10 protein-coding genes are annotated in these 15,900 nt (G+C 50.1%); all 10 read right to left on the bottom strand.

Annotation, left to right across the window (positions count from 1 at the left end; translation table 11 throughout):
• Positions 1-165 precede the first annotated feature (165 nt).
• On the bottom strand, positions 166-1,383 hold the full coding sequence (locus LG211_RS02630; RefSeq protein WP_269476955.1) for a saccharopine dehydrogenase family protein: 1,218 nt from the start codon (positions 1,381-1,383) through the stop codon (positions 166-168).
• A 27-nt stretch (positions 1,384-1,410) separates the two neighbouring features.
• Positions 1,411-2,643, bottom strand: a complete 1,233-nt coding sequence (locus LG211_RS02625; protein WP_253021243.1) for a saccharopine dehydrogenase family protein — start codon at positions 2,641-2,643, stop codon at positions 1,411-1,413.
• Positions 2,644-2,677: 34 nt separating this feature from the next.
• Positions 2,678-4,063 carry a Na+/H+ antiporter NhaC family protein gene (locus LG211_RS02620; RefSeq protein WP_269476954.1) on the bottom strand — a complete coding sequence of 462 codons (1,386 nt, stop codon included), beginning with the start codon at positions 4,061-4,063 and terminating at the stop codon, positions 2,678-2,680.
• Positions 4,064-4,468: 405 nt separating this feature from the next.
• Positions 4,469-5,875 (bottom strand): sigma-54 interaction domain-containing protein, encoded by a 1,407-nt coding sequence (locus LG211_RS02615; protein WP_148397766.1) that lies wholly within the window; start codon positions 5,873-5,875, stop codon positions 4,469-4,471.
• A gap of 24 nt (positions 5,876-5,899) precedes the next feature.
• Positions 5,900-7,507, bottom strand: coding sequence for an amidohydrolase (locus tag LG211_RS02610; RefSeq protein WP_269476953.1), 1,608 nt, complete (start codon positions 7,505-7,507; stop codon positions 5,900-5,902).
• The gene (locus tag LG211_RS02605) at positions 7,500-7,730 is read right to left on the bottom strand and encodes a hypothetical protein (protein WP_227108434.1); all 231 of its coding nucleotides are present in this window, start codon (positions 7,728-7,730) and stop codon (positions 7,500-7,502) included. Before LG211_RS02605 ends, LG211_RS02610 begins: the two co-directional genes overlap by 8 nt.
• A 16-nt stretch (positions 7,731-7,746) precedes the next feature.
• Positions 7,747-9,189: a sodium:solute symporter family protein gene (locus tag LG211_RS02600; protein ID WP_148397763.1), complete on the bottom strand. Its 1,443-nt coding sequence runs from the start codon at positions 9,187-9,189 to the stop codon at positions 7,747-7,749.
• A 67-nt stretch (positions 9,190-9,256) separates the two neighbouring features.
• Positions 9,257-9,922 carry a hypothetical protein gene (locus LG211_RS02595; protein WP_148397762.1) on the bottom strand — a complete coding sequence of 222 codons (666 nt, stop codon included), beginning with the start codon at positions 9,920-9,922 and terminating at the stop codon, positions 9,257-9,259.
• A gap of 303 nt (positions 9,923-10,225) precedes the next feature.
• Positions 10,226-13,060: an excinuclease ABC subunit UvrA gene (uvrA, locus tag LG211_RS02590; RefSeq protein ID WP_227754647.1), complete on the bottom strand. Its 2,835-nt coding sequence runs from the start codon at positions 13,058-13,060 to the stop codon at positions 10,226-10,228.
• 14 nt (positions 13,061-13,074) lie between these two features.
• Positions 13,075-15,057 carry an excinuclease ABC subunit UvrB gene (gene uvrB, locus LG211_RS02585; protein ID WP_148397760.1) on the bottom strand — a complete coding sequence of 661 codons (1,983 nt, stop codon included), beginning with the start codon at positions 15,055-15,057 and terminating at the stop codon, positions 13,075-13,077.
• Between the last annotated feature and the right edge of the window lie 843 nt (positions 15,058-15,900).

Here is a 15,900-nt window from a genome sequence, read left to right as displayed (position 1 = left end):
ACTTATTTTACATCGAAAAGTTGCAAATTGTAAACCCCTGTATTGCAATTCCTTAATTGCCCTTTGTTTCCAAAGGATGCAGGCGGTGCAGACGAGAAACAGCGGCCGCAAATGCGGCCGCCGCTTCCCCTGAAAATGTTATAAGGTAAAGATTGAACTTGGCTGCTATTTTAACGTAACCTGCCATTCATACGGATAGCCGGTTGCCTTGAGGATTTCAAGATAGCGCTGAGGATCCAGCTGTTCAGCAAAGATCACGCCACGCTCTGCGCCCTCTGCGATCTGTTTTGCTCCGCATACGGCCGGAAGCGCCACATTGACCAGCGTGGTACCGAACAAATCATAGATCGGCTGGCATGGGGTCGTCATCTGCGGACAGTTAATCAGGCTGGTCACTGGTTTTCCATCCTTCTCGCCCTGCACTTCCGCCTGCATGGACATGAATACATGCTTGTCGGTGTAGTCAAATTTTGCCGGTTCTTCTGTCAGGAAGGCATTGCCGGCCTTGGGCAGAACCGCCGCGCACACATCGATGGGCTTGATCTTAGTCCCTTTCACATCGATCTCTTCATTGGAAGCCAGGCCCAGGCTCACCAGAGCCGCAGGATGATAGCAAACATAATATTTAAAGTCGCAATATTTCAGGCCCTTGCCAATGGTCAGAGGCAGAGAATAAGGTTCCTCGTGGGAATGATGGGATACCAGCTTCTTTCCCACCGGCTCTTCAAAAGGCCATTCCTCGATACCCGCGTAGGGTTCCACATATCCGTATTTTCCCTGATCGAAACAGATGGCGTTGTCGGCGCAGTCTTTGAGAGCCTGAATCGGCGCCCATCCCGGGTTCCAGGGAACGATAATGTCATCGTATTCACCGCCGCCGGTCTTAGCTTTTCCAAGGCGTATCTTAATGCTGTCAACCCGATCCATGTTGTCGGTCTGCTCACGAATCAGCACATTGATAAATCCCGGCGCCATGCCGCAGCCAAGGAGCGCGGTCAGCCCGGCCGCTTCAAAGTCCTTGCATAAAGTCAGCTCTTCTCTTGTTTTTCCCTCTGCGATTTCCTCCCAGAAGGGAGTATCAAAGGCTGAATTCACATAATGAGCCTTTGCGGTAAGGGCGCCTTTCATGACATAGGTCGCCATCCAAGGCATTACGAAATCCATTACCACATCCACGCCATCGGCCAGTTTGGCTACTTCGCTGGATTTGGTGGCATCCACTGCCGCGATTTTAATCTTGGGACTGCCGATTTTGTCCGCTACTTTCTGAGCCACGGACAGGTCCAGATCCGCAAGACGAATCTCTTCCACTGTATCATCTCTGGATAAAATTGATGCGCAAGGGCCTCCCTGGCCGCCTGCTCCTACAATTAAAACTTTCATAGCCCTTCTCCTTTCTCTTACATCGGTTTATCTGCCCTGGTCAACCAGCTCTTTCTTCATGGCTTCATCCCAGTTATCGCTTCCCAGCAATTCTTTTTTGGTTACTCTCACATACATTTCCCGTTTAGCCGCTTCTTCAAAGAACGGTACAGGAGGAATGCACAGTTCCGGTGCCAGAGCGCCTTTTGCTGTGATGACGCCTTTTCTCAAGAGTTCGGTAGCCCATGCTGCCGCGCCGCCGATATATACCTGAGCGCCCATCAGCTCCGGCCACTCTTTTACCGGTCTGCAGATCATATCCAGCTCATACTGAACTTTCTTGCCGTCCTTTGTTCCAACAGCAACCGTCTTGATCACATCGCAGTCATTGATTTCAGCATTGGGATCGTCCGGCTGGAGTTCCATGAGTTTTTTCAGAATCTTAACCGGTTTGATGTCGTGGCCTTCAAAGTTGACGGTTTCCTGCTTGCTGAATCCCAGTCCGTGGAGGAACTTGAGGGTATTGAGAACTTCGTCGCTGAAGCCCAGCTTATATCTGCAGTTTTTCAGTCCCTTATCCTTGAAGGATTCGGGAATAGTTCCCTGTTCGGAGTGCATCAGATAATAGGCGTACTGCTCGCCGATGGGTTTTGGATACTGAACCATAACGCCGCCGCTTCTCGGTTCTACTTCCACATATTCGCCGTCGATATACTGGATCGGCTTCATGTGGAATTCATCCATGATGGTCTCGATGGAATATGTAACTTCGAAGGTTTTTTCGCTCTTGCCCCAATCGTCGCATCCGCAGAAGAAGTCGATGGTTTCCACCGTATCCAGCTGATCCGCCGCCCAGGCCGCGCATACGTTGGTCACGCCGGGAGTTCCGCCGATGCCGATGATTGCCAGAAGGCCGGCATCCTTGAATTGCTGATCATATTTCACCTGTTTCACCGTTTCCACATAAAGGCCGCCGATGTCGATATAGTCTCTCTTCGCTTCCAGGCAAGCCTCCATGATCGCGCAGTTATAATAGTAATTGACGATATTGATACATACATCATGAGCCTTAATCAGTTCCACTAAGGCAGGTTTATCATTTACGTCGCAGAACACCGGATCGACCCTGTGGCCATATTTGGAATTGCACAAATCGGCAACTTTTTTTGCCTGCTCCAGATCAAAGTCTCCCAGGGTGATCTTTTCAATATTTTTGTTCCACGCCAGATCCAGCGTTGTAGCGATACCCTGCAGTCCTGCTCCTAATACGAGTGCTTTCATTTTTAAATCCTCCTTCATCTTCATAAAAACTTATTTACAATGCGAATCCGCATATGATAAATCCAATCAATGCCAATATGGCGGAAAGAAGCGCATATGGGAATTGGGTAAATGCGTGTTCCAGGTTTTCGATGCCGCAGGTCTGGGAAGTCAGAACCGTAGCATCCGAGTAGAAGCACGCATGGCTTCCGAAGGTTCCTCCAGAAACGATGGCGCCGAATACGACCAGCGGATTGGCGCCTCCCGCCAAAGCCAGCGGAATAAGAATGGGAACCGTGAGAGCCGGGATTCCCCAGTTGCTGCCTGTAACGAAGGACAAGCCTGCCACTACGATAAAGGTAATCGCCGGGAACAGCGCCCCGTTCATGTACGGCAGTACTGCGTTGATTACAAAGTCCGGCAGTCCGATTCCATCCATGGACAGCTTGACAGTCAGTGCTCCGATGGTGATGAACATCATCGGCACCATGGATGCGAATCCGGAGGCGAATGCTTCGCAGAATTCTCCGAATGGAACGGCCTTCGTCGGCAGGTACATCACTGCCATAACCACTAAGGCCGAAGCCAGCCCGATCAAAAGGTCATCCGTATAAAGGGTCACGGCAATTACCACTGCCAGCGGGATGATGAAGAAAAGGATATGCCCTTTTTCATCCTCATCCGTAATCCCTTTTTCCTCCATCAGCTTATCGAATTCGGTGATTCCCTGATTGTATTTGTCGCTCTGCTCCGAATAAACTCTTCCCGTTTCCTGAACCCGTTTATATGCCTTCTTCATGCCGAAAAGCTTGGGAACCACGCCCAAGATGACAAGCGGTACCACGATCACGGCCATCCAGCCGTATAAAATAAACGGGATCGATGAAATGTAAATATCCATTCCGCTGCCATATGAGGCCATTCCCGCCTCGTCTCCCACTACGCCGGCGTAGAACACGGCCCATGTGGAGAGTGGAATCAGAACGCAGACCGGAGCTCCTGTCGAATCGATTACATATGCCAGCATCTCTCTGGGAGTCTTTTGTCTGTCACAGGTCTCCCGAAGGGATGTGGATACGGTCAGGATATTTAAGTAATCATCCATAAAAACAATAATTCCCAGGATCCACCCGATGATTAACGTCTTTTTTTCTGTGTTGGCGAACTTTCTTACAAATCTCCCAAAACCAAAGGAGCCCTTGGACCTCTGCAGAAGGAAGGTATATCCTCCCAAAAGCCCGAAAATGAGGACCATCCATATGTTTTCAGCAGCTGTTGTGGAAAAGCCGTCCAGCGTCGCACCTAAAACGCCCCATTTGTCTGTCATGAAAAAGCCGATGACCGCACCGATCAAAAGTGCTTCAAAGGTTCTTTTCGTCACTAGCGCAAAGACGATAATGACAATGGGAGGAATCAAGGTTAATATTCCAAAATTATCCATTGCTTTTTCCTCACACCTTTCTTGTTTCTTCAAACAATAACGTCCGTTCATTCTTGCGATATACAGGCCCGTTTAGGTATATCGCAAGAACTGATGTGCACACCCCTATATAGAGCAAGAACAATGCCAAAGCCCTCAAATAGCTGCAATCGTTGAAATACAGCCGTTTTCGCAATTTTCTAAAAAACCGGTCAACTTCTGAAAGTTGTCTTTTAACAACCGTTTTTTGCTGTGATTTTTGTACTAATTTGCTTCAATTCTGCCAAATGATGTAAATGGAACGGTTACAGTGACTCTTTTTTCTAAAAAACGTTGCCTTTCCGCAACTAAAATCGTTGTCTGCATGCAACCGGCTTCTTGTAAAAAACAGATCCAATCGAAAAAATTGGATCTGTTTTTAAAAATTTATTTTTGGGCAATCTTATATTTTTTTAATTTTCGGCTGATGGTCGATTTATTGACTCGCAATTTTCTCGCCACTTCTGCGGCTGTGGCGTACTTCTCAAGATAGCTCAGCAGCAGCTCCCGTTCGTATTCGCCCATCAGTTCTTCCAGGGAAAGTTTTTCCTCAATCATACAGCTGCTCCTGGACCGATCGCTGGCAAAGAGCAGATTTTTCACTTGCCTGGAAGTAATCTGCTCACCGTCAAAGCTGACGATCAGCCGTTCGATCATGTTTCTCAGCTCACGAATATTACCGTGCCAGGGAGCATGCATCAGTTCTGCCATTGCTTCCACAGAAACCTGTTTTTTCGTATGGTATTCCTCACAGAACAGATTGACAAAATGCTCGGTAAGTGCGCAAATATCCTCTTTCCTCTCTCTCAAGGGCGGCACGTCGATGGGAACCACGTTGAGCCGGTAGTACAGATCTTCCCGGAAGGTTCCCTCCTCCACCGCCTGTTTCAAATTAACATTGGTCGCCGCGATGATCCGCACATTAACACTGATGGTCTGCTTGCCTCCCAGCCTGCGGATCTCCTTTTCCTGCAGAACCCGCAGCAGCTTGGCCTGCAGACGCATGGGGATCTCTGCAATTTCATCCAAAAACAGAGTCCCCTCCTGAGCCATCTCAAAGATTCCGATTTTGCCCTTTGTGTCCGCGCCTGTAAAAGCGCCCTTCTCATAGCCGAACAGCTCTGATTCCAGGAGGTTTTCAGGAATGGCCGCGCAGTTGATCTTAATAAACGGTTTTTCCGTGCGGTTGCTTTTGTTAAAGATGTAATCTGCGATCACCTCTTTGCCCACACCGGACTCGCCGCAGATGAGAACCGTGGCATCCAGCTGGGCGACCCGTTCTACGGCATGGATGATTTCTTTCATCTTTGGACTTTCAGCGATAATATCCGGGCTTTTTCCGTTGCTCTTTGCCCGTAGATATTCCAGCTCTTTTTTTTGTTTTTCCGAAAGCTCCTTGCTCTCCGCCAGCAAGCTTTCCAGGACTCTGGTCTCTGTAATATCCCGCTCTGTGCATACCACCAGCCGAATCTGACCGTCCTTGTAATAGGGCACGGCTGTCAGATAGATGCTGCTCCCGTCGCCCAAGCTCTGTATCATGCGATACTCATCCTTGGTTTCCAGGGCTTTAAGTACAGAAGACTCATCCACATATCCCTGTTCCAACAGTTCCTGCATGTTCTTTCCGAGAATTTCATCCAGCTCCAATCCGCCCGTGCGTTCCGATTCTTTGTTGACCATCAGCACATTTCCCTGACCGTCCGTGATGAACACGCCCACCTTGATCGTATTCATAATATTGAGGATCTCATCGTAATATTTGGTCAGTAGTTCTTCTTCATTTAGTCTGTCCATACCCGCCTCCTGTCTAAAATCGAATTATCCGCCGTATACCGTTTCTCCGCCTACCACTGTCATCAAAACTTTCATATTGAACATTTTTTCCCTGTCCAGGGCACAATCGAAAGGATTTCCCGCAAGCACCGTCAGGTCGGCCAGCATGCCGGGATAGAGGATTCCTGTCTCCGTTTCCCTTCCGGCCGCGTAAGCGGATCCTGCCGTATAGGCTTTCAGGCTCTGATGAACACTCAGCCTTTCATCCGGTGAAAATCCGTCTTTTGGCTCACCCTCGTCAGTCAGCCTGGTCACCGCCCGATAGATACCCCGCAGCGGATTCAGCTCCGTTACCGGGTAGTCGGTTCCGAAAGCCAGCACCGCGCCCTGCTCCGCCAGTGAGCGGAAGGGCCAGGAATATCGCATTCGCTTCTCTCCGATCATCCGGTGGAAGGGATGGTGGTCAAAATCATATTTGGGCAGATGGTCCGGCTGTACGGATGGGATCACATTAAGCTGTCCGAACCGTCCGATATCGTCCGGCGAAATGGATTCAATGTGCTCGATACAGTGTCGCAGGTCCTTGTCCTTACACGTTTCCTTTGCATAGGCAAAGGCATCCAGCCCCAGTCTGACCGCTGCGTCGCCGCAGGCATGGAGCCTGACTTTAATGTTATTGGCCGCCATCAGCGCCACGCGCGTCTTCAGCACCTCCGGCTCAATCATCGGCTTGCTGCGAAAATCAGGCATATCGGTATAAGGCTCCAGCATAAAGCCTGTGTGGCCCATGGGGGTTCCGTCGAGGAAGTCCTTGACGCCGATAAACCGGAGCAGATCGGACGTGTATTCGGCGCGTGCTTCCAGAATGTCGCTGAGATTTTCCATGAGCGAGATGCAGAAATTAATCCGTACCTTGAGCCGCCCCTGGTCCTTGAGCAGCTTGTAAGCCCGGTCCCCCCGGATCCCATATAAGGGCAAGTCCCCAACGGATGTTATTCCATATGTATTCGCTTTCTCCGCAAAAGATTCCGCATAATCGGCCATTTCTTCCACGCTCATTTTCCCAAGGATGCCTTTGAGCATGGGAATCACAGCCGCTTCATGGACATAGCCGGTGGGCCGGCCGCTCTCATCGCGGAAAAAACTTCCGTTTTCTGGATCCGGCGTCTCTTTGGTGATGTTGAATCTTCGCAGAGCCTCGCTGTTGGCCCAGGCTCCGTGGCATTCCTTATTCAGCAAGAATACCGGCGTGTCTTTAAAATATTGGTCCAAGCTTTCTCTGGAGGGAAGCTTGCTTCCCGGCCAGCGGAAATTATCCCAGGCGCCGCCTAAAATCCAAGTTTTGGACCTGCGGTCCTTATTCTTCTCCCAGAGCATCTTTGCCGCTTCTTCTTCCGATCCGGCATAGCGCAGAATTCCGTCCCGCTCCATGAGGGCGCCGGACAGCAGGTGAACGTGGAAATCGTGAAAACCCGGCATGACAAAAGCATCGTCCATGGCGAGGATCCTTGTCTGAGGATCCAAAAGCGGCTCCGCGTCCGCCGCAGGTCCCGCAAAGAGGATCTTACCATCCTCCCATATCACATAGCCGTCTGTCAATTCTGCTGTCAGGCCCGTATAAATCCGCTTGCTCCGCAGTGCTGTTCTACTCATTGTCATCCTCCTCCACTTTGAATACGCCGTTTCTTACTTCCCGGATATAGAGGAATGCGGTCACCGGGCCGTAAAGGACCGTTGCCAATCCCAGGAAAATGGGCAGAATTTGATCCGATCCGGCCGCTACCAGCGCTCCCAGTACCACAGACGATATCAGCGCGATGGCCGCCCAGATATACGCCAGCCTCGTTTTTCTTTCTTCACTCAGTTCTTTTTTCATGGTTTAACCGCCTTTCTTATGCAATGGCTTTCTTTTCTTCACCTTTATAGGTGATCTTGGCGACGACGACATAAACGATCATGCTGAACAGGATGCAGGCCAGATTGGTCGGAATGCCCCATGGGATTCCCAGCGCGAATTGCCATACCGCATAAGCAATGATGGTCAGCACCAGGCTCCAGAATCCTGCGGCAGCTGTCTTTTTGCGATAGAAAAGTCCGAACATCAAAGGAACGATGAAGGCCGCTACCTGGAATCCTCCGCAATAGTAGTAAGCTTTGGAAATACCGTCCTGCCAGAAGTAGGTGGCAACGATCATAAAGATACCGATACACCAGATGACGACCCGGGTTCCAAAGACTTCGGCTTTGTCGCTGAGGGAAGGTTTGAAAAAGCCTTTGACAATATCGTGGATAACCACCGCTCCCGCAATGAGATAATCGGCGCTTACCGTAGACATAACCGCAGAGAGCAATGCGGCCACAAAGAGCCCCCTCAGCCCGATGGGCAAGGTGGTGAAAACAACGCCCCAGAAAGCTTCCGACGGCGCTTGTGCCGCTGCTTCCGGGAATGTAATCAGCGCCGCCATGCCGGCGATTACCATTACGGTGCTGAAGAATAATCCGAAGATCATGATGCAAGTATAGGAAACTTTAATGTCTCCGCCTGATTTGGAGGAGCCGAACCTCTGATAGGACTGGGAATTGGCGTACATGGCCAGGGCGCTGATCACCCATCCCAAAATGGCCATAAAATCGTTGCCGCCGGTTATGGTCATAAATTCCGGATTGACCGCCTCTACCTGATCGAACAGACTGCCGAATCCTTGAAAATGAGCGTAAATGCCAAAGCAAAGAACGCCCGCGGCAACCGACATGACAACAAACTGCATCATATCGGTAACAGCCAGACCCCACAGCCCGGACAAAGAGGTGTAAAAAATAATGATTACGCCCAGGATCACGAAAGCGACCCACATGTTCATCCCCGTAACATAGGAAATTACCTGCCCGCCTGCGGTGAGTAAAGCCGCTTCATAAAGAAACGGAGGCAGCATTCCCAGCGCCATTACCAGTTTTGTCCGTTTGTCGTACATGTAAGCCATCAAATCCGGCATTGTGATGACCCAATCGGGGATTTTATTCCGGACAAGAGGGCCGATCCATACGGCCAGCGGCAGTCTGAGGATAGCGGTGGGGATTACATAAATAAAGATAATACAGATTCCCATTGTCGTGCCGCATTCGGCCAGGCCAACTATGGTCCAGGAATCATACCAGCTGGCAGCGCCCACACCTACCAGCACCGGAATCGTCAGCCTCCTGGATGCGACAAAGAAGCTTTTCATATTCTTGCTGGCTCTCTTGCGCATGACCAGTCCCACTAAAATAATAACTGCGAAATATGCGACGATAATCATCCAGTCCAGTGTCGACCAGATCTCTGCAAAATTAATCATAAAACTTCCGCCTTTCTTTTCACACAAATAACGAAAACTGCTTTCTGTCAGTTCCTCAGCGGTCCTTTTAAAAATTGTTGTCTACCCGATATTTCAGGCCCAGAACGTGTTCGCTCTCCACAGCGAACTCATCCAGGTACGCATACCTGAAATTGGTGTTTTTTCCTTTGTACAGCACTTCGATCTCCACTGCGGGGCGGAAAAAAGGCTGTTCCTTCTTTAGGTACAGCTGCGCCTCCGTGCCGTAAAACTTTTTCATGACTCGAAATTGGAGGTAATCTTCCGCCTTTGCTTTCACTTCGCAAAGGGAGTGGCTGCTCTTGAGCATTTTCCGCTGTTCTTGATTCAGCCTGCCTTTTTTCAGCGGCAGCGCACCGCTCTCAAACAGATCGTACTGGAATGGGTGCATTTCGTTCAGATCGAACACCAAGCCAACGGTGCCCGTTTTCATCAGTCCTTTTTGTTTGAACATAATTTTTCGTTCTACGGAAAAATCATATTCCAAATAGCAATAGGGCACCCAGACGTCGGACATGCTTTTCACTTCGAATTTCACCATGGGTCTGCCGAAAAAGCTTCCCCTCAGCAGCTTTAATTTGCTTTCAACCGCCTCGTTCCTGCTATGTACAATCTGGGTAAAAAATTGTACGTCTCCCGCTGTTTGCAAGCAGTCCGCAGGTTCCGCCCGGGCTGCTTTCCCGAGCCTTTTTACAATAGTCTTTTCTTGCAGCATCTCGATCACTCCTTTCTGCATCACATGGAAACAACTTATAGCTTCTATATAGTGCAAATCTCATACCAAGGGCAAAAAAAGAAAACCCGTTGAAATTTCAACGGGTTTAGCAACCTCTTGTTTTTTCTAATTTTTTCCTTTGTTTTACTTTTGAAACAGTTTCTAATTTTTGGAAATTATAATTGTACGCAGTTTATCCCCAAGGGGCGCATTTTCAAACTATTTAGAATGTTTTGAATCTCGCTTTCCAGCCGGTTGCATCGCCGCATCTTGAAGTTGTCAAAAAGCAACCGCCTGCGCACATTAGAGCATTTTTTTTAAAAACTGTCCGGTATAGGACTGCGCCGCCTGGGCCACTTCTTCAGGGGTACCCTCAGCTACGATTTCTCCCCCGCGAAAGCCGCCGTCCGGCCCCAGGTCGATGATGTGGTCGGCTCTCTTGATGACGTCCAGGTTGTGTTCGATTACAACCACCGTATTGCCTGCGTCTACCAAGGTATCCAGCACTTGCAGCAGCTTATCCACGTCGGCAAAATGAAGTCCTGTGGTCGGCTCATCCAAAATATACAAGGTCTTTCCCGTGCTCCGCTTGGAGAGCTCGGATGCCAGCTTGATCCGCTGGGCTTCTCCTCCGGAAAGCTGGGTGGAAGGCTGTCCCAGTTTAATATAACCTAGTCCCACCTGCTCCAACGTTTCCAGCTGTCTTGCGATGGCGGGAATGTGCTGGAAAAATTCAAGCGCTTCTGTCACATTCATGTCCAGCACATCAAAGATGCTCTTTCCTTTATATTTCACTTCCAGAGTTTCACGATTATATCTTCTTCCTTTGCAGACTTCGCAGGGCACATATACATCAGGCAGGAAATGCATTTCAATCTTGATGATGCCGTCTCCGCTGCACGCCTCGCATCTGCCGCCCTTGACGTTAAAGCTGAAGCGTCCCTTTTCGTATCCCCTCAGCTTGGCTTCCGGCAGCTGGGCGAACAGATCCCGGATGGGCGTAAATACCCCTGTGTAGGTAGCCGGGTTTGACCGGGGCGTTCTGCCGATGGGCGACTGGTTGATATCGATTACTTTATCGATGTTTTCGATTCCGATGATCTTTTTATGAGCGCCGGCTTTGGCTTTCAGTCCGTTGGTTTCCCCAGCCACGCCCTTGTACAGGATTTCGTTGACCAGACTGCTCTTTCCCGAACCAGAAACTCCGGTAACGCAGACCAGCTTGCCCAGCGGGATGTTGACGTTGATCTTTTTCAGATTGTTTTCTGCCGCACCTTTGATTTGGATCTTGAGACCGTTTCCCTGACGGCGATTTTTCGGCACTTCGATCTTCTTTTCCCCGCTCAGGTATTGGCCGGTGATGGATCGCTTGTTCTTTTTAATATCCTCCACGGTTCCTTCCGCCACCAGCTCGCCGCCGTGGATACCGGCGCCGGGTCCGATGTCTACAATATGGTCGGCCGCATACATGGTATCTTCATCGTGTTCGACCACGATCAGGGTGTTGCCGATATCGGTCAAATGCCTCAGGGTAGCCAAAAGCTTTTCGTTGTCCTTTTGATGGAGGCCGATGCTGGGCTCGTCCAAAATATAGAGGACGCCCACCAGACTGGAACCGATTTGGGTCGCCAGCCGTATACGCTGCGATTCACCCCCGGAAAGAGTTGCCGAAGCTCTGGAGAGGGTTAGGTAGTCCAGGCCCACGTCGATGAGGAAGTTGAGCCGCGCTTTAATTTCCTTGAGCACTTGATTGGCGATCATCAGCTCTTTTTCAGAAAGGTGCAGGCTTTCCACAAACTGATAGGCGTCGCGGATGGACATCTCACAGAACTCCATGATGTTTTTTCCGCCTACGGTAACGGCCAGCACTTCCGGCCGCAGACGTCTGCCGCCGCAGGTATCGCATGGGGTGATGGTCATGTATTTGCTCATCTTTTCTTTGATGAATTCCGAATTGGTCTCCCGGTATCTCCGTTCCAGGTTATTGATCACGCCTTCGAATGGATGATCCCGATAGGATTTGGTGCCGTTGCTGCGGCTGGTATAATAATATTTCAGGTGCCGTTTTCCGGTCCCGTATAAAAGCTCTTGTTTGAATTTTTTCGGCAGCTTGTTATACGGCGTATTGATATCCACTTTGTGATACTCGGCCAGAGCTTCGATCATCTGCCGGTAGAATCCGGAAAATTCCATGGAAGCGAAGATGGTGGACAGACAGCCGTCGGGGATGCTCTTGTCCTGCTGGGCGATGATCAGATCCGGGTCGATTCTCTGGATGAATCCCAGCCCCTTGCAGTCCGGGCAGGCGCCGAAGGGGTTGTTAAAGGAGAACATCCGCGGCTCCAGCTCAGCGATGCTGACTCCGTGTTCCGGGCAGGCCAGGCTGGTGCTGAAGATTCGGTCGTATTCCGCTTCGTCCTGTTTGATATGGGCCACGATCAGTCCATCCCCATGGGAAATTGCCAGCTCGCAGGCTTCTGACAAGCGGCTTTCCGCGCCTTCTTTGACGATGATCCGGTCGATGACGATCTCGATAATATGCTTCAGATTCTTTTCCAGTTTAATCTCTTCTTCATTAATCTGCCGGATCTCGCCGTCGACTCTGACTCTGGTGAATCCTTCTTTGCGGATTCGCTCCAGAATCTTTTCGTGTTCGCCTTTTCTCTGGCGTACCACCGGTGCCAGCATGGTAATCCTGGTCTTTTCCCCCAGTTCCATGAGCGAATCCACGATCTGATCCACTGACTGGCTGGAAATCTCCTTGCCGCAGACCGGACAGTGGGGCACGCCGATACGGGCGTACATCAGCCGCAGATAGTCGTAAATCTCTGTTACTGTGCCCACGGTGGAGCGGGGATTTTTGCTGGTGGTCTTTTGGTCTATGGAAATAGCCGGTGAAAGGCCTTCGATATATTCCACATTGGGTTTTTCCATCTGTCCCAGAAACTGTCTGGCGTAGGAAGACAGGCTCTCCACATAGCGCCGCTGTCCTTCCGCATAGATGGTGTCAAAAGCCAGCGACGACTTTCCGGAACCGGAAAGTCCCGTCAGCACCACCATCTGGTCTCTGGGGATGGTAACGTCAATGTTTTTTAAGTTGTTTTCATTTGCTCCTTTGATGTGAATGTCTTTTGTCATCTCTTATCCTCATGTTAAAGTTTTACTTTATATTCGAAAATCTGGTCTCGCAGCATGGCCGCCCGTTCGAACTGGAGGTCAACAGCAGCCTGTTTCATTTCCTTTTCCAATTGTTTGATATATGCGGCCAGCTCTTTCTTGGTCAGCTCCAGAGGACTCTTTCCCTTATACTGGGATTCTTCCTCAGCAGCAATGGTGGCTTCGATCACGTCTCTTACCGATTTTTTGATGGTCTGGGGCGTGATGCCGTGTTCTTTGTTATAGGCGTCCTGTATCTTGCGTCTGCGCTCTGTTTCCTCAATGGAGACCTTCATCGCCGGACTGATGGTATCGGCGTACATGATGACCCGGCCTTCCGAGTGTCTGGCGGCGCGGCCGATGGTCTGAATCAGCGAGGTTTCCGTCCTCAGGAATCCCTGCTTGTCCGCATCCAGGATGGCGACCAGGGACACCTCTGGGATATCCAGCCCTTCCCGCAGAAGGTTAATTCCCACCAGAACGTCAAACACGTTCATACGCAGGTCGCGGATGATCTCCATTCTCTCTAATGTATCTACCTCAGAATGAAGATATCTAACACGTATTCCGGCGTTTTTTAAATAATCGGTCAGGCTTTCAGACATTTTTTTTGTCAATGTGGTTACCAGGACTTTCTCGCCCTTTTCCACGGTTTTATTGATTTCTCCAATGAGGTGGTCGATCTGCCCTTCGCTCTTCTGGACCTGAATCAACGGATCCAAAAGGCCGGTGGGGCGGATGATCTGTTCGGCTGTGACGCCGCCGCTCTGTTCTTTTTCATAGGAGCCCGGCGTAGCGCTGACATAGATGCACTGGTGGGCCAGGTTCCGAAATTCCTCGAACTGAAGGGGCCGGTTGTCCAGCGCGGAAGGCAGACGGAAACCGTATTCCACCAGCGAGCTTTTCCGGGATCGGTCTCCGGCGTACATGGCCCTCAGCTGGGGGAGCATGACGTGGGATTCGTCGATCATGATGAGGAAATCGTCGGGGAAGTAGTCGATCAGTGTATAAGGCCGGTTACCGGCGGGCAGTCCGTTGAGATGGCGGGAATAATTCTCGATCCCTTTGCAGGTGCCGATTTCCCGGAGCATTTCAATGTCGTAGCGGGTCCTTTGTTCAATTCTCTGCGCTTCGATCAGTTTGCCCCGGTCTTTGAACCACTGGATCCGCTCTTCCAGTTCTTCGCCGATGGTCAGAGCGGCGTTTTCGATGTTTTCTTTGGTCGTTACATAGTGGGAAGCCGGGTAAACGGCAATGTGGTTGCGCAATCCGATGATTTCGCCGGTCACGGGATTGATCTCTTTAATGGTTTCCACTTCGTCGCCGAAGAGTTCTACCCGGACTGCGTTTTCCGCTCCTGCCGGATAGATGTCGATCACATCGCCCCGCACCCGGAACGTGCCTCTGGTGAAGGCCATATCGTTGCGGGTATATTGGATGTCCACCAATCGGCGCAGAATATCCTGGCGATTTTTTTCCATGCCCGGCCGCAGCGACAGCATTTGATTTTCATAGTCAAATGGGCTGCCCAGTCCATAGATGCAGGATACGCTGGCGACGATGATTACGTCGCTCCGCTCCGCCAGAGCCGCTGTGGCCGAGTGGCGCAGTTTTTCAATCTCTTCGTTGATATCGGAATCCTTTTCAATATAGGTATCCGTGGAAGGCACGTAAGCTTCCGGCTGGTAGTAGTCGTAATAGGAGACAAAGTATTCCACCGCGTTGTCGGGAAAAAACTCTTTGAATTCGCCGTGAAGCTGGGCTGCCAGGGTTTTGTTGTGGGAAATCACCAGGGTAGGCTTTTGCACCTTTTCGATAATATTGGCCATGGTGAAGGTTTTTCCAGAGCCGGTAACGCCCATCAATGTTTGGTGTTCTCTGCCTTCCTCCACTCCGCGGGCCAGCGTTTGGATGGCCTGCGGCTGGTCTCCCATAGGTTTGTATTCTGAAGCTATTTTAAAAAGACGCTCTTCTCGCATCTGTTCCACCCCCGTATTATCTTGAACGCGGACCTGGGTCCGCTGTTATTTCACTCGCTTTTGCCTTACGGCAGCATCGATTCCATGTAGGTATTCTAGCATAGAATATTTAAAAAGTACAGAACAAAAAGGAACATTTGTTCTGTACTGATTAATCTTTCTCCATCAACTCCTCTATCGCAATCTCGATCCTATCATCTCTTTCTTTTATGCTATGAAACCTTGTGCTGCCTGGAATCTGGCGGCCGCAGAGCAGATGTGCGTATCAGCCGGCCAGTTCGCCTGCGATGGAGTAAATACTGGTATAAAAACCTGCAGCCTGCGCCAGGCTGTAATTTGGATACAAAGAATAAAAATTTTCGGATTTTTGTAACCCGGATCACCAGCACGGCCCAAACTGCTCTAACCCGCTGCATGAAGCGAATCCACGCTGAGCAAAATGTAAATTTATCCCATTTCTATTCGAAATCGGCCTTTTTCAAGCCAAAGTCCATAGAAAATCACGTGAAATTTCGCTTCAGGCCAGTTCATCTCAGTTGTTGCTCGCAACTAACCACACATAAATTATTCGTTCGGAGCTATTTGCAGCAAATAGATACCATCTTCCGACCCGCCGAGCTGCGAAAGCATCAAAATTGCCTGTTTTTCTATGGACCTTGCATCCAAATCAGGCCATTTCGATTAGGAATCGGCAAAAAAAAAATATTTTTCCCGAGCAAAACCGAGCCCAGGCAAGACCACCCCGGGGCGCCTTAGGCGCGCCCCTCTTCCATGCTTGCCTCCTCGTCACTTACAAGGTATACTATAGCTAGACAGCAAACCAATTCTGCCGTCGAAATCATT

Origin of the sequence: Hominibacterium faecale (assembly GCF_020734085.1) — a bacterium.
Lineage (GTDB): Bacteria > Bacillota > Clostridia > Peptostreptococcales > Anaerovoracaceae > Hominibacterium > Hominibacterium faecale.
Note: the sequence above shows the minus strand (reverse complement) of the source record. Positions and strands in the feature narration are given on the sequence as shown.